This window comes from Pseudomonas sp. AC016 (assembly GCF_979253365.1).
Genome location: NZ_CEEDCC010000001.1, coordinates 2,133,186 through 2,155,386, shown reverse-complemented (window position 1 = coordinate 2,155,386; position 22,201 = coordinate 2,133,186). Strand labels below are relative to the sequence as shown.

Below are 22,201 nucleotides of genomic sequence, written 5' to 3'. Positions count from 1 at the left end.
TGGCCATGCGTGCAGCGGAGGACGTGCTGATATGCAGCGCCTTCCACGTGTCGTTGCAGGCATCACCCGCTGGGGCCTGGGCCTCTGCGCACTGTTGCTGGTGCTGGCTGCTCTCTATGTGAGCCTGGGTCGTCAGTTGACGCCAATGGTTGCCGAATACCGTGTCGATGTCGAAACCCGCGTCAGCACGGCGTTGGGCATGCCCGTCAGCATTGGCAGCCTGGAAGGCAACTGGAGCGGTTTCGCGCCGGTGGTGCAGGCCAACGACGTCATGGTCGGTGAAGGCAGCAGTGCGTTGCGTCTGGACAGTGTCAGGGTGGTTCCCGACCTGTGGGAGAGCCTGCTGGCGCGCGATGTGCGGCTTGCCCATCTTGAAGTCGATGGCTTGCAGGTTATCGTTCGACAGGATCAGGATGGCAAGTGGTCGGTGCAAGGCTTGCCGGTCAGGGATGACAGCCCGGTCGATCCGCAGAAGATCCTCACTCAACTGCAAATGGTCTCGCGCCTGTCGCTGCTCAACAGCCAGGTCACCCTTCACCCGTTTGGTGAATCCCCGCTGACCCTGACGTACGTCAATCTGAGTCTGGCCACGGGCAGTTATCACCAGCGCCTCGATGCGCGGCTGACGCTGCCTGACGGTCAGCCGCTGGCGTTGAACCTGAACACGCGTATCGAGGCCAGTCGCTGGAAAGAAGGCGAAGCTGATCTCTATGCCAGCCTGCCCCAGAGCGATTGGGCCAAGTGGCTGCCCAGGAGCCTGACCCGAGAGTGGACCGTTACCACATTGAAGGCGGGTGGCGAATTCTGGCTGAGCTGGAGCCAGGGCGGCGTGAAGAGCGCTGTTGCCCGGCTGCATGCGCCACAACTCAAGGGCGTGTATGCAGGGCGCAAGCCGTCGACCATCGATGATCTGGCGCTGAATGCCTGGTTCGAGCGCACCGACAAGGGCATGGACCTGAAACTGGATTCGCTGGCCATGAGCCTGGGCAGCAACCGCTGGGAAAGCCGTTTGCAGGCCACGCAGACAGCCGCAACGCCCGACAGTGAAGAACTGTGGCATGTGCAGGCCGACCGTCTGGACCTGACGCCGCTGACCCCGCTGATCGACTCGCTGGCACCGCTGCCGGACAAGGTGATGGCCGTTGTCGACGGTCTGAAGGTGAAGGGCGGGTTGCGCAACGTATTGCTCGATTACCGCCCGCAGGCCACAGGCGACAAGCGTCTGGGCTTTGCCGCCAACCTCGACAAGGTAAGTTTCAATGCCTACCACGACGCGCCGGCTGCCGCGAATGTCAGCGGTGCGATCAGTGGCGACCTCGGGCAGGGCGAGTTGCGTCTGGACACCAGCGATTTCATGCTGCACCTGGACCCGATCTTCGCCAAACCCTGGCGCTATCAGAAGGCCAACGCGCGCCTGACCTGGAAGCTGGACGATCAGGCATTTACCCTGATTGCGCCGTACATCAAGGTTCAGGGCGATGAAGGCAAGATCGCGGCGGACTTTCTGATCCGCATCCACCTCAAGCATGACCAGGAAGACTACATGGACCTGCGGGTCGGTATGGTCGATGGCGACGGTCGTTACACCAGCAAATACCTGCCTGCCGTCCTGAGCCCGGAACTAGACCGCTGGCTGCGCACGGCCATTGTGAGTGGTGCCGTCAATCAGGGCTTCTTCCAGTATCAGGGTTCGTTGAACAAAAGCTCTCCCGACACAGCGCGAGTCATCAGCCTGTTTTTCGATGTAAGCAATGCCACGCTGGCCTTCCAGCCAGGCTGGCCTTCGCTGACCGGCGTCGATGGCAAGGTGTATGTCGAGAACAGCGGTGTGCGCGTCAAGGCCAGCAAAGGGCAGATTCTGAACACTCAGGTCAGTAACGTGCTGGTCAATATTCCTCATGTCGAGTCCGGCAAGGACAGCCACCTGCTGGTGGACGGCAACGTTTCCGGCACCGTGGCCGATGGCATGAAGATTCTTCAGGAAGCACCGATCGGCACCGGCAGTACCTTTGCCGGGTGGCAGGGCGAGGGGCCACTGGAAGGCAAGCTCAAACTGGATATTCCGCTGGCCAAGGGTGTTGAGCCGAAGGTCGTGGTGGACTTCAGCACCCGTGATGCGCGCCTGAAACTGGCCGATCCGGTGCTTGAGCTGACAAAACTCAGGGGCGACTTCCGCTTCGACAGTGACAAGGGCCTCAGCGGCAAAGGCATTCGCGCCCAGGCATTCGACCGGCCTGTCACGGCGGAGATCGCTGCCGAAGGCAAGCCGGGAGCCAACGTGACCCGGATCATGGCCAACGGGCAGATCACGATCAAGAAACTGACCGACTGGCTTGACGTGAAACAGGCGTTGCCGGTCTCTGGCGACCTTCCGTTTCAACTGCAGTTGACGCTGGACGGCAAGGACAGCCCGCTGTTGATCACCTCTCCCCTGAAAGGTGTTGCAATCGATTTGCCCGCGCCGTTCGGAAAGACTGCCGAGCAGGAGCGCGACAGTGAATTCCGCATGACCCTGCAGGGTGCGGAACGCCGTTTTGGCGCGGCTTACGGTGACATCGCCAACCTGGCATTCGCAGCGCCCGCCGGAAAGTTTGCCGACGGACGTGGTGAACTGTTCCTGGGGCAGGGCGGTGCAGTTGTGCCGGACGCCAAGGGGTTGCGGATCAGTGGCAGCCTGAACGAGCTGGATATCGCGCCATGGCAGGCGATTGCCGATCGTTATTCCGGCGGTGACCCGGGCGGTAACGCCCGGCAGTTGCTCAGCAGCGTGGATCTGCAGATCGGCAAACTCACTGCAATGGGTACGACGCTGGACGATGTGCGCGTTCAACTGCAACGCAGTGCTGCGGCATGGCTGTTGTCGCTGGACAGTGCGCTGGTCAAGGGCAGCGCTTCGCTGCCTGACGCCAAGTCCGCGCCGATCGGCATTAATCTGCTTTACGTAAAACTGCCCGCTGCCGACCCGAAGGCGGTGGTGATCGAGAACCCGCCAGACCCGCTTGCCGACGTCGATCCCGGAAAAATTCCTGCGCTGGATGTAAAAATTGCTCAGCTGTTTCAGGGTGATCAGCTGTTGGGTGCATGGGCGTTGAAAATCCGGCCTACGGCGACCGGCATTCGCATGACCGATCTGAGCCTGGGGCTCAAAGGTATCCTGTTGGAAGGCGAGGGTGTCTGGGAGGGCGCTCCCGGATCGAGCAGCAGTTGGTTCAAGGGGCGGCTGGGCGGCAAGAACCTCGGCGATGTGCTGAAAGCCTGGAATTTCGCGCCTACCGTCACCAGTGAGACGTTCGAGATGAATTTCGACGGGCGCTGGCCTGGCTCTCCGGCGTGGGTAGGGCTCAAGCGCTATTCCGGCAGCCTTGATGCCACCTTGCGCAGCGGTCAGTTCGTAGAGGTCGAAGGCGGTGCACAGGCGCTCCGCGTGTTCGGGTTGCTGAACTTCAACTCCATCGGGCGTCGTCTGCGTCTGGACTTCTCTGACCTGCTGGGCAAAGGGCTCAGCTACGACCGGGTCAAGGGTCTGTTGGTGGCGAGTGAGGGTGTGTATGTCACCCGCAACCCGATCACGTTGACGGGGCCGTCCAGCAACCTTGAGCTCAACGGCACGCTGGACATGGTCAAGGACCGGGTCGATGCCAAGTTGCTGGTGACATTGCCCGTCACCAACAATCTGCCGATTGCAGCGCTGATCGTTGGCGCGCCAGCCATCGGTGGTGCGCTGTTCCTGGTGGACAAGCTGCTGGGTGACAAGGTGGCCCGGTTCGCCAGCGTGCAGTACAAGGTTGAAGGTCCTTGGAAAGAACCGAAGATTACCTTCGACAAGCCTTTTGAAAAGCCTCAATAGCGCGGCATGGAGTACAGTGGTGCCCATGTCATTCAAAAAAGGGTCGCCATGTCTTTTGCAGTGATTCAGATGGTCAGCCAGAGCGACGTGGCCGGTAACCTGGCCCGTGCACGCGCATTGCTTGAGCAGGCCGCCGAGGGCGGCGCCCGGCTTGCGGTGCTGCCCGAGAACTTCGCCGCCATGGGCCGTCGCGACGCTGCCGCCATCGGTCGCGCCGAAGCCGCAGGTCAGGGAGTGATCCAGCAGTGGTTGAAACAGGCCGCTCTCGACCTCAAGTTATGGATAGTTGCCGGAACGATTCCCCTCCCGCCCGATGATCAGCCCGACGGCAAGGTCACGGCCTGCTCGTTGCTGATCGATGAGCATGGCCAGCAGGTTGCGCGTTACGACAAGTTGCACCTGTTCGATGTGGACGTTGCAGACAATCGAGGTCGTTACCGGGAATCGGATGACTATGCTCATGGAAACAACGTGGTGGTGGTCGACACGCCGGTTGGACGGCTCGGTCTGAGCGTCTGTTATGACCTGCGCTTCCCGGAGCTGTACACCGCGCTGCGTGAGGCCGGTGCCGAGCTGATCACTGCGCCATCGGCGTTCACGGCTGTCACAGGCGCTGCGCACTGGGACATTCTGATCCGGGCGCGGGCCATCGAAACCCAGTGCTATCTGCTGGCAGCCGCACAAGGCGGGGTGCATCCAGGACCACGGGAAACATACGGACACGCGGCCATCATCGACCCATGGGGGCGGGTCCTGGCTCAGCAGGCGCAGGGTGAAACCGTGCTGCTGGCCACACGAGACAGTGAAGAACAGGCGTCCATACGGGCGCGGATGCCGGTGTCCAGTCACCGGCGCTTTTTTTCGCAGGACGCCTTGCGGCCTGCTTCGGAGTGAATATGAGTGACGTGTCCTCAGTCAGTGAACACCTTCTGGCCCCAGGCGGCCTGAGCCTCGACAGCCTGCAATCGGTGCTGGGCGAGCTGGCCGGGCCGGGTATCGACGCGGCCGATCTTTATTTTCAAGGCATGATTTCCGAGTCCTGGGCGCTCGAAGACGGGATCGTCAAGGAAGGCAGCTTCAACCTCGACCAGGGTGTGGGCGTGCGTGCCCAGTCCGGCGAGAAAACCGGTTTCGCCTACAGCAACGCGATCACCGAGGAAGCGCTGCTCACTGCCGCGCGTGCCGCCCGTTCCATCTCGCGCGCAGGCCAGAATGGTCGCGTGCAGGCATTCACGTCGCAGGACGTGGCTCAGCTTTATGCGCCGGATAACCCGCTGGAAGTGCTGACCCGTGCCGAAAAGGTCGAGTTGCTCAAGCGTATCGACGTGGCAACCCGCGCGCTGGATCCGCGCATTCAGCAGGTTTCGGTCAACATGGCTGGCGTCTGGGAGCGGATTCTGGTGGCAGCGGCCGACGGCAGCCTCGCCGCTGATGTGCGGCCGCTGGTGCGTTTCAACGTCAGCGTGATCGTCGAGCAGAACGGCCGCCGCGAGCGCGGCGGGCATGGCGGCGGTGGGCGTACCGACTACCGTTATTTCCTGACCGACGACCGCGCCATGGGCTATGCCCGCGAAGCGCTGCGTCAGGCGCTGGTCAATCTGGAAGCCATTCCTGCACCGGCAGGCACCTTGCCGGTTGTGCTGGGTTCCGGCTGGTCAGGCGTTCTGCTGCATGAAGCGGTAGGCCATGGTCTGGAAGGCGACTTCAACCGCAAGGGCAGCTCGGCCTACAGCGGCCGGATGGGCGAGATGGTGGCTTCCAAACTGTGCACCATCGTCGATGACGGCACGCTGGCCGGGCGTCGCGGCTCGTTGAGCGTCGATGACGAGGGCACCCCGACCGAATGCACGACCCTGATCGAGAACGGCGTGCTCAAGGGCTATATGCAGGACAAGTTGAATGCACGGCTGATGGGCGTGGCGCGGACCGGCAACGGCCGTCGCGAATCCTACGCGCATCTGCCGATGCCACGCATGACCAATACGTACATGCTGGGCGGTCAGAGCGATCCACAGGAAATCATCGCGTCGGTGAAACGCGGCATCTACTGCGCCAATCTGGGCGGCGGTCAGGTGGACATCACCAGTGGCAAGTTCGTGTTCTCGACCAGTGAGGCTTACCTGATCGAAGACGGCAAGATCACCGCGCCTGTCAAAGGTGCGACCTTGATCGGCAACGGGCCGGAAGCGATGAGCAGGGTTTCGATGGTGGGTAACGACCTGTCGCTGGACAGCGGTGTCGGTACGTGCGGCAAGGACGGGCAATCGGTGCCGGTCGGCGTGGGTCAGCCTACGCTGAAGATCGACGCAATCACGGTTGGCGGTACGGGTAACTGAACATGAGCCGGGACTGGCCGAAGCTGACCAGTCCCGAAGCCGAAATCAACGCAGACCGCGTTGGATTTCGTCCAGCTCACGGATGTATTTGAAGATTTTGCGGCTGGTGGCCGGCGGTTTGTTGCGTGCAACTTCGTGTTGCGCCTGACGGATCAAGGAACGCAGTTGCTGGCGGTCGGCATCCGGGTACTCGACCACGAATTTTTCCAGGTCGCTGTCATCACCCGCGATCAGGCGATCACGCCAGCGCTCCAGACCGTGGAAACGTTCGTTGTACTGGCGAGTGGAGGCATCGAGTTGGTCCAGCAAAACCAGAATGGCTTCCTGATCCTGATCGCGCATCAGCTTGCCGATGAACAGGATGTGCCGCTTGCGCGCAATGTTGGCCGTGTGCTTCGGCGCTTCGGCCAGAGCCTTGCGCAGCGCATCGGTCAACGGCAGCTTGGCCAGCACATCGGCTTTGAGTGTCGTCAGTCGCTCGCCGAGATCAACCAGAGCATGCAGCTCTCGTTTGACCTGGGTTTTGCTTTTCTCCCCGTCGAGGGAGTCGTCGTAAGAATCAACCATGGGGGCAGTCCGCAAAGAAACGCCGCCATGATAACCAGTCGGGGGCCGCTTGTCCGGCCCGGTCGGTATTCGGCCTGTGCCGAAAGCAGAATTTGATGGAGAAAATCATGAGTGCAACCCAAAGCGTCGGCCCACAGGCCTTGCCTGAACTGCAGGAGCAGGTCGAGCAGATCATTGCCGAAGCCAGGCGTCAGGGCGCCAGCGCCTGTGAAGTCGCGGTGTCGCTGGAGCAGGGACTGTCGACTTCGGTGCGTCAGCGCGAAGTCGAAACGGTCGAATTCAACCGCGATCAGGGGTTCGGCATCACCTTGTACGTCGGCCTGCGCAAAGGCTCGGCCAGCACCTCGGCCACCGGCGCTGACGCGATCCGTGAAACCGTTGCCGCCGCACTGGCCATTGCCGAGCATACGTCCGAGGACGAAAGCTCTGGCCTGGCTGACGCTGCGTTGATGGCCAGGGACATCCAGGATTTCGATCTCTACCACGCCTGGGACATCACGCCCGAGCAGTCCATCGAGAAGGCGCTGCTGTGTGAGGCCGCAGCGTTTGACGCAGACCCTCGCATCAAGAACGCCGACGGCACCACGCTCAATACCCACCAGGGCTGCCGAGTGTATGGCAACAGCAACGGTTTTATCGGCGGCTACGCATCGACCCGGCACAGCCTCAGTTGCGTGATGATTGCCGAAGGCGAAGGCCAGATGCAGCGCGATTACTGGTACGACGTCAATCGTCAGGGCCAGTTGCTGGCAGACGCCGAGAGCATTGGTCGCAAGGCTGCACAGCGGGCCGCGAGCCGTCTGGGCGCACGTCCGGTGCCGACCTGCGAAGTGCCGGTGCTGTTTTCAGCCGAATTGGCGGGCGGTCTGTTTGGCAGCCTGCTGGGCGCGATTTCCGGCGGCACGCTGTACCGCAAATCCTCATTTCTGCAGGATTCGCTGGGCCAGCGGCTGTTTCCCGAGTGGATGACCATCGACGAACGTCCACACCTGATGCGCGCAATGGGCAGCTCGGCGTTCGACAGCGACGGCCTGGCAACCTACGCCAAGCCATTCGTGGAGAAGGGCGATCTGGTTTCCTACATCCTCAGTACCTATTCGGGCCGCAAACTGGGCATGCCGAGCACCGCCAACGCGGGCGGTGTGCACAACCTGTTTGTCACCCATGGCACGGAAGACCAGGACGCGCTGATCCGGCGCATGGGCCGTGGCCTGCTGGTCACCGAACTGATGGGCAGCGGCCTGAACATGGTTACCGGCGATTACTCACGCGGTGCAGCAGGTTTCTGGGTCGAAAACGGGGAGATTCAGTTCCCGGTTCAGGAAGTGACCATTGCCGGCAACATGCGTGACATGTTCAAGCAGATCGTCGCCGTTGGCAGCGATGTCGAGCTGCGCAGCAACATTCGCACCGGCTCCGTGCTGATCGAGCGCATGACGGTTGCGGGCAGCTGATCGGATAATTGAACATCCGTCTCGACACTGATCGTGCCCATCGCTCTGCGTCACAAATGGCACGGATTGTCATTTCAGTAAGCCGGGCGCATGACTTACGTCACCTTTTCGCCCCTCGGCGACTCACTTTGACGGAGCGAAGTAAGCAACTCCTTCGTTCCGGTTGCAGCCCCGGCTTTGCCGGGGTTCCTTCCCCCTCCTGTCACCCCGATCCAACTCGGCTCTTGTTTTGATTCTTGATCTCATTCAATAATGAATCTCATTTCACAATGAGATGCGGTTATGGGATCTGTGCTTCACGAGCTGCCTTATCTGGAAAACTGGCGTGGTCTGAGCCTGCGGATTCGCTGCGCCCTTGAGCCTGACGAGCCGCGTCTGATCGAGCATTACCTGGCCGAAGGGCGGTATCTGGCGCGCTTTACCGCCACGCCTCACGCCCTGATCGCTGAAACCTCTTTTCGTCTGCTGATGGACACCGCCCGCGACACGATGCTGCCCTGGCATTGGCGCTGCCTGTGTCTGGATCAGGCCTGGCGACCGTTGCGCGATGTCGAGGCGCTTGCCTCCACGCCTGCCCGCCGTCAGCGCTGGGAAGCCTGTGTTCATCAGCTGGCGTCCTGCGTGCTGCAACCCTCGATTTCTTCCTCTGAACTGGTGCAAGGACATTGCGATGAGTAACACCCGTATCGAACGCGACAGCATGGGCCCGTTGCAGGTGCCGGCCGAGGCTCTGTATGGCGCACAGACTCAGCGTGCGGTGGATAACTTCCCGATCAGCCATCAGCGCATGCCCCGGCAGTTCGTTCGCGCGCTGTTGCTGGCCAAGGCAGCGGCGGCTCACGCCAATCTTGAGCTGCAGCAGATCAGCGAAAACCAGAGCAAGGCGATTGTCGGCGCGGTCGAGGAGTTGCTGGGCGGCGATTTCATGACCCATTTTCCGGTGGACATCTTCCAGACCGGGTCGGGTACCAGCACCAATATGAACGCCAACGAGGTGATCGCCACGCTGGCTACCCGCATTCTGGGTGAGCCGGTCAATCCCAACGATCACGTCAACTGCGGGCAAAGCAGTAACGACATCATCCCGACGACGATTCACGTCAGCGCCGCGCTGGCGTTGCATGAGCAATTGCTGCCTGCCCTGAACCATCTGGTGCAGGTCACCGAGCACAAGGCCATACAGGTTCATGCCTTCGTCAAGACCGGCCGCACGCACCTGATGGACGCCATGCCGGTGCGCATGAGTCAGGTGCTCAACGGCTGGTCGCAGCAGATCCGCGCCAATATCGAACATCTTCAAGGCCTGCAACCCAGCCTGCAGTCTCTGGCGCAGGGCGGTACGGCAGTCGGCACCGGGATCAATGCGCACCCTGAGTTTGCGGCCCGTTTCAGCGCGCACCTCAGCACATTGAGCGGCGTCACGTTCACGCAGGGCAAGGATCTGTTCGCGTTGATCGGCTCACAGGACACCGCTGTTGCCGTCTCGGGCCAACTCAAGGCAACGGCGGTTTCGCTGATGAAGATCGCCAACGATTTGCGCTGGATGAATTCCGGCCCCCTGGCGGGCCTCGGTGAGATCGAACTTGAAGCACTACAGCCGGGTTCTTCGATCATGCCGGGCAAGGTCAATCCGGTGATCCCGGAAGCCACGGCGATGGTGGCCGCGCAGGTTATCGGCAACGACGCCACCATCACTGTGGCGGGCCAGTCCGGCAACTTCGAGCTCAATGTGATGCTGCCGATCATCGCCCAGAACCTGCTCAGCAGCATTGAGTTGCTGGCCAACTCCAGCCGACTGCTGGCTGACAAGGCGATTGTCAGCTTCAAGGTCAACGAGGCCAGGCTCAAGGAAGCGCTGTCGCGCAATCCGATTCTGGTCACGGCGCTCAATCCGATCATCGGATACCAGAAGGCCGCTGAAATCGCCAAAAAGGCCTATCAGGAAGGTCGTCCGGTGATCGACGTTGCGCTGGAACACACCGATCTGCAACGCGACCAGCTGGAAGTGTTGCTCAACCCCGAAAAACTCACCGCCGGCGGCATCTGATTCGGTCCGGCCAACGCACCTGGAGGTATGTCATGCAGCATTGGAAACGCACCATTGAACTGGCCAATCGCTGTTTCAATCTCGGCGAATGGGTCGAGGCCCGCGAGCTGTACCTCCAGGCGCTGGCGCTGGCACAGGTCCTGTTCGAGCGCTGGCCGGATGCCGACGAAGCCGTCGCGGCCTGTGTGATTTCCCATCACAACCTGGCCGATCTGCATTTGAGTCTGGGCCAGCCGGAGGAGAGCGCCGAATACCTCTGCGCGATCCACCAGCATCTGCTGCGAACCATGCAGGACCAGCGCCTGCAGCCTGCACTGCGCCAGGCTGCGTTGCGGCACAGCAGTAAAACCTACGTCGAACTGTTGGGTTTTATCAGTGAACACGGCGAATACCCGCGCACGCACCGACTTCTCAACAGCAGCAGTGAACACACTCGCTCGTCGTTGCAGCGCGATTCAGCGGCCAACCCCGGTCTTTTCTACGGAGCACATTGAAATGGCTTACACCCTTCCCGAACTGCCTTACGCCTACGACGCCCTGGAGCCGCACATCGATGCGCAAACCATGGAGATCCATTACACCAAGCACCATCAGACGTACATCAACAACCTCAACGCTGCAGTCGACGGTACCGAGTACGCCGAGTGGCCCATCGAAAAGCTGGTCGCCAGCGTCAAGCAGTTGCCTGAAAACCTGCGTCCAGCGGTGATCAACCAGGGCGGTGGTCATGCCAACCATTCGTTGTTCTGGGAAGTCATGGTGCCCGGCGGTGGCGGTCTGCCAAAAGGGGAGGTTGCTCAAGCCATCGACGCCCAATTGGGCGGCTTCGACAGCTTCAAGGAAGCCTTCACCAAAGCGGCGCTGACCCGTTTCGGCAGCGGCTGGGCCTGGCTGAGCGTGACGCCGGACAAGAAGCTTGTGGTGGAAAGCAGCGGTAATCAGGACAGCCCGTTGATGAACGGCAACACACCGATCCTCGGTCTCGATGTGTGGGAGCACGCCTATTACCTGCGCTACCAGAACCGTCGTCCCGAATACATCAATGCGTTCTACAACGTCGTCAACTGGGACGAGGTGTCCCGACGTTATCAGGCCGCGCTGGCCTGATTTTTCCCAACACGAACCAGGGCCGTTTATGCGTTCTGAAATACTCGCTGTCAGCAGTGTCCGGTTGTTTCGTTTTGCAGTAGGCACCGTGCTGCTTTTGGCGGGTATGGCGTTACTGGTGGCTCAAGGGCTGGCCTGGCTGAATCTTGAGCCGCGCCTGTTACGTGCTCTGGAAGGTGGCGCTATCTGCGCTCTGGGCACGGCACTGGGCGCCGTGCCGGTATTGGTGATCCGCAAGATGCCGATCATGGTATCGGACGGTTTGCTGGGTTTCGGTGCCGGGGTGATGCTGGCCGCAACGGCATTCTCGCTGATCGTGCCGGGCCTTGCCGCTGCCGAAGGCCTTGGGTTTACACCGTGGGGCGCTGGGGGCCTGATCAGCCTTGGACTCGTTCTGGGTGCCCTTGGCCTGTTCGCGGTGGATTACAGCGTATCCCAGGGCGCGCAGTCGGGAGGCATTCAGGATCACCCGGCAATTGCACCGCGCATCTGGCTGTTCGTGATCGCCATCGTCGCGCACAACATTCCAGAGGGCATGGCAATTGGTGTGTCGGCAGGCGGAGGGTTGTCGGAAGCCGACAGCCTGGCCATCGGCATCGCCTTGCAGGATGTGCCCGAGGGGCTGGTGATTGCCATGGTGCTGGCGGGGGCCGGCATGTCTCGAATAAGGGCGTTTCTGATCGGTGCGGCGTCCGGGCTGGTCGAGCCGCTGTTCGCGCTGCTGGGCGCCTGGCTGGTGGCGATTGCTGAACCCTTGTTGCCGTTTGGTCTGGCACTGGCAGCGGGAGCCATGCTGCTGGTGGTGACCCACGAGATCATCCCGGAATCGCGTCTGAACGGACACAACAAAATCGCCAGCCTGGGCTTGATTGCAGGGTTCTGTCTGATGATGGTGCTGGATACAGCGCTGGTCTGACGGTCAGCGATCATCGTTATACACAAGTCGTCGGGCTATCCAGTGAGACAGCGGCACTGCCGTGCTTTTTTACGCGATAGTGCGGACACCGCCGATTGCGACGTGGGTGAAGGCTGAGTCCTGGCGCTGATTCGGGGGGCAATCGGCATGGATGCCGATTGAGCTGCACTGGACCATGGATGGCCCATTTGCAGCGACCCCCGAATCAGTGTCAGGACGAAGGAACCCCGGCGAAGCCGGGGCCGGAACCGGAGCGAAGGAGTTTGCTTACTTTGCTCCGTCAAAGTGAGTCGCCGAGGGGCGAAAAGGTGACTTGAGACGTGCGCTCGGCTCACTGAATCCACAGTCTGTGCCATGTGTGACGCGGAGCGTCACGGGCGGCATGCCCACGCGGAGCGATGGGCACGATCAGTGTTGAGGCGAACTTGTGTATAACGATGAGCGATCAGCGCCGTGCAGAGCGTTCGTTTACTCGCCTTCGTCAAACTTGTTGTTGATCAGCTCGACCAGGCCATCCAGTGCTTCCTGCTCGCCTTCGCCTTCAGTCGACAGATGGATCTCGGTTCCCTTGCCAGCCGCCAGCATCATCACGGCCATGATGCTTTTGCCGTCGACCATGCTCTCGGGCGAGCGGCCAACCCGTATCTGGCAAGGATGTTTGCCGGCGACGCCTACGAACTTGGCGGCTGCGCGGGCATGCAGGCCCAGTTTGTTGATGATGGTGATTTGACGAGCGGGCATCGCAGAGGTGTTCCTTTCAGCTGAGGTCGCGGTGGCGAACCTGAACGTTCTTGAGTAGTGGTTGCAGGACCTGACCCAGTCGCTCCGTCAGGTAGACAGACCGGTGATGCCCGCCCGTGCAGCCAATGGCAATGGTCACATAGGAGCGATTGCTTGCGGCGAAGCGGGGCAGCCATTTGGCGAGGTAGGAAGAGATGTCCTGAAACATCTCTTCGACGTCGGGCTGCATCGCCAGATAATCGATGACAGGTTGCTCAAGTCCCGAATGATCGCGCAGCTCGGGTTTCCAGTACGGATTGGGCAGGCAGCGCACATCAAAGACCAGGTCCGCATCGACCGGCATGCCGCGCTTGAAGCCGAACGACTCGATCAGGAAGGCAGTGCCTGGCTCCGGCTTGTTCAGCAGGCGCAGCTTGAGCGTATCGCGAAGCTGGTAGAGATTGAGGTGGGTCGTGTTGATCTTGAGATCGGCCAGATCGATGATCGGCCCGAGCAGCGTACTCTCGTCACGTATTGCCTCGGCCAGCGAACGGTCCGATGTACTCAGCGGATGGCGGCGGCGGGTCTCGGAAAAGCGCTTGAGCAGGGTGGCTTCGTCGGCATCCAGATACAGCACATCGCACTGGATATTGCGCCCACGGACCTCATCGAGCATGGCCGGGAAGCGGGTCAGGTGACTGGGCAGGTTGCGGGCATCGATGGAAACCGCCAGCAGCGGTTCGGCCAGTTCGGTATTGATCAAGGCGCGTTCGGCGAGCTCCGGAAGCAATCCGGCAGGCAGGTTGTCGACGCAGTAGAAGCCGCTGTCTTCCAGTACATCGAGCGCCGTGCTTTTGCCCGAGCCGGAGCGGCCACTCACGATGATCATGCGCATGTTCAGTTGCCGTTCTGCACGTCTAGCACCACTTGGTAGAGCGCTTCATTGGTCTTGGCGCTGCGCAGGCGTGTCCGGACATCTTTGGAGTCGAGCATGCTGGCGATCTGGCGCAGCAACTCCAGGTGCTTGTCTGTGGCGGCTTCCGGGACCAGCAGCACGAACAGCAGGTCGACAGGCGCGCCGTCGATGGCATCGAAGTCCACGGAGTCGTTGAGATGAATGACGGCACTGACAGGCTCGCCACAGGTGGCAAGACGGCAGTGAGGGATGGCAATGCCATTGCCGAAACCGGTAGATCCCAGTTTTTCACGGGCAACGAGCGCCTTGAATACTGTTTCCCAATCAAGCCCCGGTACTTCGCGGCCGATCAGTCGGGCAATATGTTCGAGTACGCTTTTCTTGCTGCCGCCCGGCACGTTCACTTCGGAACGGCCGGGGGTCAGGATTTCTTCAAGTCGGATCATGTGTGATGAGCGTCAGCGAGCGTTTGCACCCTTGAGGATGCTTTGCTGCTTTTCCTTATGCTTGAGCAATTGTCTGTCGAGCTTGTCAGTGAGCAGGTCGATGGCCGCGTACATGTCGTCATGTTCAGCATTGGCAACTACCTCTCCACCGTGGATATGCAGCGTGGCTTCGATCTTCTGTTTCAGCTTCTCGACCGCCATCGTGACCTGCACGTTTGTAATCTTGTCAAAATGCCCTTCGAGTTTCTTGAGCTTGAGCTCAACGTATTCACGAAGTGGCTTGGTCACTTCCAGTTGGTGTCCACTGATGTTGACTTGCATACAGCTTCTCCTTTGCCAGTGCATAAAGAGGCAGGCGTGGTGCCTGCCACTGGAACGCTGTGGCTCGGCCTGCATCACATCAGTCGCTTGCGCTCGCTGGAGGGTGCAATCCCAAGAGATTCGCGGTATTTGGCAACTGTGCGACGGGCTACTTGAATGCCTTGTGCCTCCAGTAAACCAGCGATCTTGCTATCACTCAACGGCTTTTTCTGATTTTCCGCCGCGACCAGTTTTTTGATGATCGCGCGAATTGCCGTGGATGAGCACTCGCCGCCTTCCGAGGTGCTGACATGGCTGGAGAAGAAGTATTTCAGCTCGTAAATGCCGCGTGGCGTGTGCATGAACTTCTGCGTGGTCACGCGGGAAATCGTTGATTCATGCATGCCCACCGCTTCGGCGATATCGTGCAGTACCAGCGGCTTCATGGCTTCATCGCCATACTCCAGAAAGCCGCGCTGGTGCTCGACGATCTGAGTGGCGACCTTCATCAGCGTCTCGTTGCGGCTCTGCAGGCTCTTGATGAACCAGCGGGCTTCCTGCAACTGATTGCGCATGAAGGTGTTGTCGGCGCTGGTGTCTGCGCGACGTACGAAGCCTGCATACTGCGGATTGACTCGCAGTCGCGGCACTGACTCCTGGTTCAGCTCGACGAGCCAGCGTTCGTTGTCCTTGCGCACAATGACATCGGGAATGACGTACTCGGCTTCGGTGGACTCGATCTGCGAGCCAGGGCGCGGATTCAGACTCTGCACCAGTTCGATGACCTGACGAAGTTCGTCTTCCTTGATCTTCATGCGGCGCATGAGCTGGGCGTAGTCACGGCTGCCCAGCAGGTCGATGTAATCGGTGACCAGACGCTGCGCTTCGCTCAGCCAGGGCGTTTTTGCCGGCAGCTGGCGCAGTTGCAGCAGCAGGCATTCGCTCAGGGTGCGAGCGCCGATACCGGCCGGTTCGAATTGCTGAATGCGGTGCAGAACGGCTTCGATCTCATCGAGTTCGATATCCAGCTCGGGATCGAAGGATTCGAGAATCTCTTCAAGGGTCTCGTCGAGATAGCCCTGATTGTTGATGCAGTCGATCAGCGTGACGGCGACCAGACGGTCCTTGTCGGACATCGGGGCGACGTTGAGCTGCCAGAGCAGATGGCTTTGCAGGCTTTCGCCAACGGATGTGCGGGTGGTGAAGTCCCATTCATCATCGTCATTGCTGGGCAGGCTGCTGGCGCTGGTCTGGTAGATGTCTTCCCAAGCGGTATCGACGGGCAGCTCGTTGGGAATGCGTTCGTTCCATTCGCCTTCCTCGAGGTTGTCTACGGTAGGCGCAGATTCCTGGTAGGTCGGTTCCTGAACGTCGGGGTTGGGCTTTTGTTCGATGTTGTCCGCCATCGGGTCGGAGTTATCGAAGTCGTCGCCTTCCTCCTGGCGTTCCAGCATAGGGTTCGATTCCAGCGCCTCCTGAATCTCCTGCTGGAGGTCCAGTGTGGATAGCTGAAGTAAGCGGATTGCCTGTTGCAGCTGCGGTGTCATCGTCAGCTGCTGGCCCATTCTCAAGACTAGCGATGGTTTCATGGCAGGGGCTAAACACCTTATTCGCCGGCGCTCTTGCGCCATCCACTACAGGCGCCTAAACGCCAACTTAAGCAAATTATATGCCTGAAAGCAGGGCGTTTGCCTAGAGCGTTACTAGAAATAATACGTTGTCAACAAGCCGCACCGATATTGGAGGCCTTGATAGGCCGGATGCGGCTTTTTCGAATGCGGCTTTTACAGGCGGAATTCGTGACCCAGATAGACTTCTTTAACCAGTTGGTTGGCCAGAATGGTTTGCGAGTCGCCTTCTGCGATCAATTGCCCGTCGTTGACGATATAGGCTGTTTCACAGATATCCAGCGTCTCGCGAACGTTGTGGTCAGTGATCAGCACGCCAATGCCCTTGGCCTTGAGGTGGTGAATGATCTGCTTGATGTCGCCTACCGAGATAGGGTCCACGCCCGCGAAGGGTTCGTCCAGAAGGATGAACTTTGGGGCAGTCGCCAGCGCGCGTGCAATCTCGACGCGGCGACGTTCGCCACCCGAGAGGCTCATGCCGAGGTTGTCGCGAATGTGCGTGATGTGGAACTCCTGCAGGAGGCTTTCCAGTTCCTGGCGTCGCGCAGCGGCATCGAGTTCCTTGCGGGTCTCGAGGATCGCCATGATGTTGTCGGACACCGACAGCTTGCGGAAGATCGAGGCTTCCTGCGGCAGGTAGCCGATACCTGCACGGGCGCGGCCGTGCATGGGCTGATGGCTGACGTCCAGATCGTCGATCAGCACGCGGCCCTGATCGGCCTGTACCAGCCCGACAATCATGTAGAAGCAGGTGGTCTTGCCGGCGCCGTTGGGGCCCAGCAGACCGACAATCTGGCCGCTGTCGATGGAAATGCTCACATCGCGCACGACCTGACGGCTTTTGTAGCTTTTAGCCAGATGCTGGGCTTTAAGCGTCGCCATTACTGGGCCTTCTGCGGTTGATCGGTTTTCTTTTTAGGCTGAATGACCATGTCGATTCGTGGACGTGGCGTGGTCACTTTCGCGCCACCATTGGCACGGCCCGCACTGACGACCTGCCTGACCGTGTCATAGACGATCTTCTCGCCTTCGGACGTGTTGCCGTCGTTGACGACCTTGGCCTTGTCGATCAGGACGATACGGTCCTGAGCGGCGTAATACTGAATGGTGACGGCATATGCCTGCACGATCGGCTTGTCCACCGACGGCTTCTGCTCGTAGTAGGCCAGGTTGCCGACAGACGTGAAAATATCCACTTCGCCCTGAGCGTTGCGTGTGATGGTCACGGTGTTGCCTGTGATCTTCATCGAGCCCTGCGTGATGATGACGTTGCCCTTGTAGGTGGCCACGCCTTTCTTGTCATCGAGCTGCGCATCGTCGGACTGGATGTGGATTGGCTGATCACGGTCGGTTGGCAGGGACCAGGCGCTCGCGCTTCCCAGTGCTGCGCCCAGGCCGAGCAAAAAAGGAAGAGTTTTAACGAGCCTCATACTGTCCTCTGACGTTGGACAGCAGGTCCATCCTGCTGTCTTTCAAATATGCTTTCATTCCCTTGGCCGTAGTAACACCGCCCGCGGCGTCGATTCTAACGTCTTGGTCGGTCTGCGCATATTGCTTCTGTGGGAATACGGTCATGCGACTACTGGTGATGATAGTCGTACGTTGTTTTTCGTCGGTGCGCGCAACGCGAACCGAGTCGATCAATTCTACCTGTTCGCCTCCCGGGGAGACCTCGCCCTGCTTGCTCTGCACATGCCAGGGAAACTCGGTGCCGCGGTACATCTGCAGGTCGGGTGTGGTGAGCAGAGTCACGTCAGTGGCCTTTACATGCTCGACCTTGTCAGCCGTCATTTCGTACTGAAGGCCACCGTCGGGCAGATACTGATGTGTGTGCGTATTGACCGCATAGTAGTCAATGACATTTTCATCGACCGAGCTCACCGGCTGGTCCATGAAGCTTTCCGGGTTGATGTTCCAGTAGCCTACGGCACCGAACAGCAGTACCAGCACCCCGAAAAACACCAGCTTTCGAATTTTCTTGCTGAACATAAATGGCTTCTATAGATAGGCGGAGTGGGCCGCTTCAAGGTTGCCCTGCGCGCTCAGGATCAGTTCGCAGAATTCGCGTGCAGCACCTTCGCCACCGCGCGCTTGCGTAACGCCATGAGCGTGTTGGCGGACAAAGCCGGCCGCATTGGCAACCGCCATGCCCAGACCGACGCGTCGTATGACCGGCAAGTCTGGCAGATCATCGCCCAGATAGGCGACCTGTTCGTAACTCAGGTTCAATTCGGCCAGCAGTTGGTCCAGCACCACCAGCTTGTCTTCGCGACCCTGATAAAGGTGCTCGATGCCGAGGTTTTTTGCCCGGCGCTCGACCACGGGTGTTTTTCTGCCGCTGATGATGGCAGTGGTCACTCCGGAGGCTATCAGCATTTTGATGCCTTGGCCGTCGAGTGTGTTGAATGTCTTGAATTCGCTGCCGTCTTCCAGAAAATACAGCCGGCCATCAGTCAGTACGCCATCGACGTCGAAAATCGCCAGTTTGATGGCTTTGCCGCGTTGCATCAGTTCGCTGTTCGCTGCCTGAGTCTGCATTTACATCACTCCCGCGCGCAGTAGATCCTGCAGGTTGAACGCACCGATTGGACGATCATTTTCGTCAACGACGACAAGGGCGCTGATCTTGTTATCTTCCATTATTTTCAGCGCTTCTGCAGCGAGCATGTCCGAATGCACTGTTTTGCCGTGAACCGTCATCACTTCGTCTATGGTGGTTTCACGTATGTCAAAGGGACGATCCAATGTGCGTCGCAGATCACCGTCGGTGAAGATGCCTGCCAATGTACCATCGGTTTCCAGCACAGCCGTCATGCCAAGACCCTTGCGGGTCATTTCCAGCAGCGCATCGCGCAACGGGATGCCACGCTTGACTGTAGGCAGTGCATCTCCCATGTGCATCACATGCTCAACCTTGAGCAGTAAGCGCCGACCCAATGCGCCGCCTGGATGAGAGAAGGCGAAATCCTCGGCGGTGAACCCCCGGGCCTCAAGCAGTGCGACGGCCAGGGCATCGCCCATCACAAGGGCGGCGGTGGTGGATGAGGTGGGTGCCAGATTCAGTGGGCATGCCTCATGCAACACGTTGACATTAAGATTTATGTCGGCGGCCCTGGCGAGCGTCGAGTCAGGGTTGCCGGTCAAGCTGATCATGCTGATACCCAAACGCTTGATCAAGGGCAGCAGTGTGACGATCTCGCTGGTCGTCCCTGAATTGGACAAGCTCAGGATTATGTCGTCCCGGGTGATCATCCCCATGTCGCCATGGCTGGCTTCTGCCGGGTGAACAAAAAACGAAGTCGTCCCTGTGCTTGCCAGTGTGGCGGCAATTTTATTGCCGATGTGCCCTGATTTACCCATGCCAACGACGACAACGCGTCCCTTGCAGGAAAGGATCATTTCGCAGGCACGCACAAAGTCTGCATCGAGGCGTGCAAGCAGGCTTTCAATGGCTTCCATTTCTAGGCGAATGGTACGTTGCGCGGATTGAATCAGGTCACTGGATTGGTTCATGTCTTGAAAGGATCGCACTGCTGAAAGGCGGCGATTATAGCGGTAATGTACGATTCCCTCACGTCTGATCGTCGTTGTGTTTTTTATAAACGAATTTCCTACGCTTTGGAGGGTCTGTAGCTGGGCGGTGCAGGTTGCACTGCAAACGGCGCTGCTGATAGGGCGCTCAATGGTTATCCGGTGAATATCTGAACCTACTGGTTCTCTTCTTGGGTGGCGTGTCGCTGCGATGGTATAGTCCGCCGCTCGTTCGGCCCGCCTGGACGGCTTGTCTCCCTTCGGGGGTTGGCGGCTGAGGAGGGAGGCTGTATCGCAAGGAGTTTAGATGAGTCCTGATAACGCTTACGCGGTCGAGTTGAAAGGGGTTTCCTTCAAACGCGGCACGCGCAGCATTTTCAATAATGTCGATATTCGTATTCCTCGGGGCAAAGTCACCGGGATCATGGGGCCTTCCGGCTGCGGCAAGACTACATTGCTGCGCCTGATGGGCGCTCAGCTGCGCCCGAGCGAAGGCCAGGTGTGGGTCAACGGCCAGAACCTGCCGGATCTGTCGCGCAGTGACCTGTTCGACGCGCGCAAGCAGATGGGCGTGCTGTTTCAGAGCGGCGCGCTGTTCACTGATCTGGACGTGTTCGAAAACGTGGCATTCCCGCTGCGCGTTCACACCGAACTGCCGGAAGAGATGATCCGCGATATCGTGCTGCTCAAGCTGCAGGCCGTCGGGCTGCGCGGAGCGGTCGAACTGATGCCTGACGAACTGTCAGGTGGCATGAAGCGCCGTGTTGCGCTGGCGCGTGCCATTGCCCTTGATCCACAGATTCTCATGTACGACGAACCCTTTGTCGGGCAGGACCCCATTGCTATGGGCGTTCTGGTGCGTCTGATCAGGCTGCTCAACGATGCACTGGGCATTACCAGCATCGTGGTGTCCCATGACCTGAGCGAAACCGCGAGCATTGCCGATTATCTGTACGTCGTCGGTGACGGACAGGTGCTGGGGCAGGGCACGCCGCAGGAACTGATGTCCTCGGACAATCCGCGCATTCGTCAATTCATGACCGGCGAACCAGACGGCCCTGTGCCATTTCATTATCCTGCGCCGGATTTCCGCGAAGACCTGTTGGGGAAGCGCTGATGCGCAAGAAGTCATTGATGGACCGTATCCGCCTGCTCGGGCGTGCGGCCATAGATATCGTTACCGTTCTGGGGCGTTCGGGAATATTTCTCGGCAATGCCCTGCTGGGGCGCGGCGGGACCGGCAGCAGTTTTCAATTGCTGGTCAAGCAACTGTATTCGGTCGGCGTCATGTCGCTGGTCATTATTGTCGTCTCCGGTGCCTTCATCGGCATGGTGCTGGCGCTGCAAGGCTTCAGCATCCTGACCAAATACGGTTCCGAGCAGGCGGTCGGGCAGATGGTTGCGCTGACGCTGTTGCGTGAACTGGGGCCGGTCGTGACCGCTCTACTGTTCGCTGGCCGTGCGGGTTCCGCACTGACCGCCGAGATCGGCAACATGAAGTCCACGGAGCAGTTGTCGAGCCTCGAGATGATCGGTGTCGATCCGCTCAAGTACATCGTTGCGCCGCGTCTGTGGGCAGGGTTCATTTCGTTGCCGATTCTGGCGATGATTTTCAGCGTGGTCGGCATCTGGGGTGGATCCTGGGTAGCGATCGACTGGCTGGGCGTCTATCAGGGCTCCTTCTGGTCGAACATGCAGAACAGTGTTTCCTTCACGAACGATGTGCTCAATGGGGTCATCAAGAGCGTCGTATTTGCTTTTGTGGTGACATGGATTGCCGTTTTCCAGGGTTATGACTGCGATCCCACTTCCGAGGGGATCAGCCGTGCGACGACCAAGACCGTGGTGTATGCCTCGCTTGCAGTGTTGGGCCTGGACTTTATTTTGACCGCCTTGATGTTTGGAGATTTCTGATGCAAAACCGCGCCATCGAAACCGGTGTCGGCCTGTTCCTGCTGGCCGGGATACTGGCTCTGCTCTTGCTGGCCCTGCGAGTCAGTGGTCTGAGCACCAGTGCGACCAACGACAGTTATAAACTTTATGCCTACTTCGACAATATTGCCGGTTTGACTGTCAGAGCCAAGGTAAGCATGGCCGGTGTCACGATCGGCCGGGTCACCGCGATCGATCTGGATCGCGACACCTATACCGGTCGTGTCACGCTGGAGATCCAGAAGAAGGTAGACAACCTTCCGGCAGACTCCACGGCGTCGATCCTGACGGCGGGTCTGCTGGGTGAGAAATACATTGGTTTGAGCGTAGGTGGCGATCAAGCGCTGCTCAAGGATGGCTCGACCATCCATGACACGCAGTCATCCCTCGTTCTTGAGGATCTGATCGGGAAGTTCCTGCTCAATACTGTAAGCAAAGACGCCAAATGAGGAGC

The 22,201-nt window shown here is 59.6% G+C and carries 23 protein-coding genes; 12 read left to right on the top strand and 11 right to left on the bottom strand.

Annotated elements, in window-relative coordinates:
- The first annotated feature begins 31 nt into the window (after positions 1-31).
- From AC0IXS_RS09565 to tldD, 3 genes are read left to right on the top strand one after another with little or no spacing between them, the layout of a single operon-like run.
- Complete coding sequence (locus AC0IXS_RS09565) at positions 32-3,847, top strand: YhdP family protein (protein ID WP_471824459.1); 3,816 nt, start codon at positions 32-34, stop codon at positions 3,845-3,847.
- A 48-nt stretch (positions 3,848-3,895) separates the two neighbouring features.
- Positions 3,896-4,741, top strand: coding sequence for a carbon-nitrogen hydrolase family protein (locus tag AC0IXS_RS09560; RefSeq protein ID WP_122669134.1), 846 nt, complete (start codon positions 3,896-3,898; stop codon positions 4,739-4,741).
- Positions 4,742-4,743: 2 nt separating this feature from the next.
- Positions 4,744-6,183: a metalloprotease TldD gene (gene tldD, locus AC0IXS_RS09555; protein WP_025995380.1), complete on the top strand. Its 1,440-nt coding sequence runs from the start codon at positions 4,744-4,746 to the stop codon at positions 6,181-6,183.
- Positions 6,184-6,228: 45 nt separating this feature from the next.
- On the opposite strand, the gene yjgA is transcribed toward tldD, so the two are convergent.
- Positions 6,229-6,750, bottom strand: coding sequence for a ribosome biogenesis factor YjgA (gene yjgA, locus AC0IXS_RS09550; RefSeq protein WP_024687484.1), 522 nt, complete (start codon positions 6,748-6,750; stop codon positions 6,229-6,231).
- Positions 6,751-6,857: 107 nt separating this feature from the next.
- On the opposite strand from yjgA, the gene pmbA reads away from it, so the two are divergent.
- The 6 genes from pmbA to AC0IXS_RS09520 all read left to right on the top strand — a co-directional run bounded on the left by pmbA (position 6,858) and on the right by AC0IXS_RS09520 (position 12,274).
- Positions 6,858-8,204, top strand: a complete 1,347-nt coding sequence (gene pmbA, locus AC0IXS_RS09545) for a metalloprotease PmbA (RefSeq protein WP_471824457.1) — start codon at positions 6,858-6,860, stop codon at positions 8,202-8,204.
- Between the two features lie 282 nt (positions 8,205-8,486).
- Entirely contained in the window at positions 8,487-8,882 is a 396-nt protein-coding gene (locus AC0IXS_RS09540) for a FagA protein (RefSeq protein ID WP_449125399.1), read from the top strand.
- The gene (locus AC0IXS_RS09535; RefSeq protein ID WP_191957986.1) at positions 8,875-10,251 is read left to right on the top strand and encodes a class II fumarate hydratase; all 1,377 of its coding nucleotides are present in this window, start codon (positions 8,875-8,877) and stop codon (positions 10,249-10,251) included. The genes AC0IXS_RS09540 and AC0IXS_RS09535 overlap by 8 nt, the downstream gene beginning before the upstream one ends.
- A gap of 32 nt (positions 10,252-10,283) precedes the next feature.
- Positions 10,284-10,745 (top strand): tetratricopeptide repeat protein, encoded by a 462-nt coding sequence (locus AC0IXS_RS09530; protein WP_004881557.1) that lies wholly within the window; start codon positions 10,284-10,286, stop codon positions 10,743-10,745.
- A 1-nt stretch (position 10,746) separates the two neighbouring features.
- On the top strand, positions 10,747-11,358 hold the full coding sequence (locus AC0IXS_RS09525; RefSeq protein WP_025995376.1) for a superoxide dismutase: 612 nt from the start codon (positions 10,747-10,749) through the stop codon (positions 11,356-11,358).
- 28 nt (positions 11,359-11,386) lie between these two features.
- Positions 11,387-12,274 (top strand): ZIP family metal transporter, encoded by an 888-nt coding sequence (locus AC0IXS_RS09520; protein ID WP_088234600.1) that lies wholly within the window; start codon positions 11,387-11,389, stop codon positions 12,272-12,274.
- Between the two features lie 468 nt (positions 12,275-12,742).
- Here AC0IXS_RS09520 and AC0IXS_RS09515 read toward each other — a convergent pair whose 3' ends face one another.
- The 10 genes from AC0IXS_RS09515 to AC0IXS_RS09470 form a co-directional block, all read right to left on the bottom strand.
- Positions 12,743-13,015 carry an HPr family phosphocarrier protein gene (locus tag AC0IXS_RS09515; protein WP_004881554.1) on the bottom strand — a complete coding sequence of 91 codons (273 nt, stop codon included), beginning with the start codon at positions 13,013-13,015 and terminating at the stop codon, positions 12,743-12,745.
- A 16-nt stretch (positions 13,016-13,031) separates the two neighbouring features.
- Positions 13,032-13,889 (bottom strand): RNase adapter RapZ, encoded by an 858-nt coding sequence (gene rapZ / locus AC0IXS_RS09510; protein ID WP_057407876.1) that lies wholly within the window; start codon positions 13,887-13,889, stop codon positions 13,032-13,034.
- A 2-nt stretch (positions 13,890-13,891) separates the two neighbouring features.
- Entirely contained in the window at positions 13,892-14,356 is a 465-nt protein-coding gene (ptsN, locus tag AC0IXS_RS09505) for a PTS IIA-like nitrogen regulatory protein PtsN (RefSeq protein WP_004881552.1), read from the bottom strand.
- A gap of 12 nt (positions 14,357-14,368) precedes the next feature.
- On the bottom strand, positions 14,369-14,677 hold the full coding sequence (gene hpf / locus AC0IXS_RS09500; protein WP_004881551.1) for a ribosome hibernation-promoting factor, HPF/YfiA family: 309 nt from the start codon (positions 14,675-14,677) through the stop codon (positions 14,369-14,371).
- Positions 14,678-14,751: 74 nt separating this feature from the next.
- Positions 14,752-16,245 carry an RNA polymerase factor sigma-54 gene (locus AC0IXS_RS09495; protein WP_004881550.1) on the bottom strand — a complete coding sequence of 498 codons (1,494 nt, stop codon included), beginning with the start codon at positions 16,243-16,245 and terminating at the stop codon, positions 14,752-14,754.
- A gap of 195 nt (positions 16,246-16,440) precedes the next feature.
- A complete protein-coding gene (lptB, locus tag AC0IXS_RS09490) occupies positions 16,441-17,166 on the bottom strand; it encodes an LPS export ABC transporter ATP-binding protein (protein WP_057407877.1) in 726 nt (241 codons plus the stop codon).
- A complete protein-coding gene (lptA, locus tag AC0IXS_RS09485; RefSeq protein WP_004881548.1) occupies positions 17,166-17,714 on the bottom strand; it encodes a lipopolysaccharide transport periplasmic protein LptA in 549 nt (182 codons plus the stop codon). Before lptA ends, lptB begins: the two co-directional genes overlap by 1 nt.
- Complete coding sequence (lptC, locus tag AC0IXS_RS09480; protein ID WP_057407878.1) at positions 17,701-18,273, bottom strand: LPS export ABC transporter periplasmic protein LptC; 573 nt, start codon at positions 18,271-18,273, stop codon at positions 17,701-17,703. The genes lptA and lptC overlap by 14 nt, the downstream gene beginning before the upstream one ends.
- Before the next feature lie 9 nt (positions 18,274-18,282).
- Positions 18,283-18,822, bottom strand: coding sequence for a KdsC family phosphatase (locus AC0IXS_RS09475; RefSeq protein WP_004881546.1), 540 nt, complete (start codon positions 18,820-18,822; stop codon positions 18,283-18,285).
- Complete coding sequence (locus AC0IXS_RS09470; protein WP_057407879.1) at positions 18,823-19,797, bottom strand: KpsF/GutQ family sugar-phosphate isomerase; 975 nt, start codon at positions 19,795-19,797, stop codon at positions 18,823-18,825.
- Positions 19,798-20,122: 325 nt separating this feature from the next.
- On the opposite strand from AC0IXS_RS09470, the gene AC0IXS_RS09465 reads away from it, so the two are divergent.
- From AC0IXS_RS09465 to mlaD, 3 genes are read left to right on the top strand one after another with little or no spacing between them, the layout of a single operon-like run.
- Positions 20,123-20,932: an ATP-binding cassette domain-containing protein gene (locus AC0IXS_RS09465; protein ID WP_004881544.1), complete on the top strand. Its 810-nt coding sequence runs from the start codon at positions 20,123-20,125 to the stop codon at positions 20,930-20,932.
- Positions 20,932-21,729, top strand: coding sequence for a lipid asymmetry maintenance ABC transporter permease subunit MlaE (mlaE, locus tag AC0IXS_RS09460; RefSeq protein WP_004881543.1), 798 nt, complete (start codon positions 20,932-20,934; stop codon positions 21,727-21,729). The genes AC0IXS_RS09465 and mlaE overlap by 1 nt, the downstream gene beginning before the upstream one ends.
- Positions 21,729-22,196 (top strand): outer membrane lipid asymmetry maintenance protein MlaD, encoded by a 468-nt coding sequence (mlaD, locus tag AC0IXS_RS09455; protein ID WP_004881542.1) that lies wholly within the window; start codon positions 21,729-21,731, stop codon positions 22,194-22,196. The genes mlaE and mlaD overlap by 1 nt, the downstream gene beginning before the upstream one ends.
- Positions 22,197-22,201 lie beyond the last annotated feature (5 nt).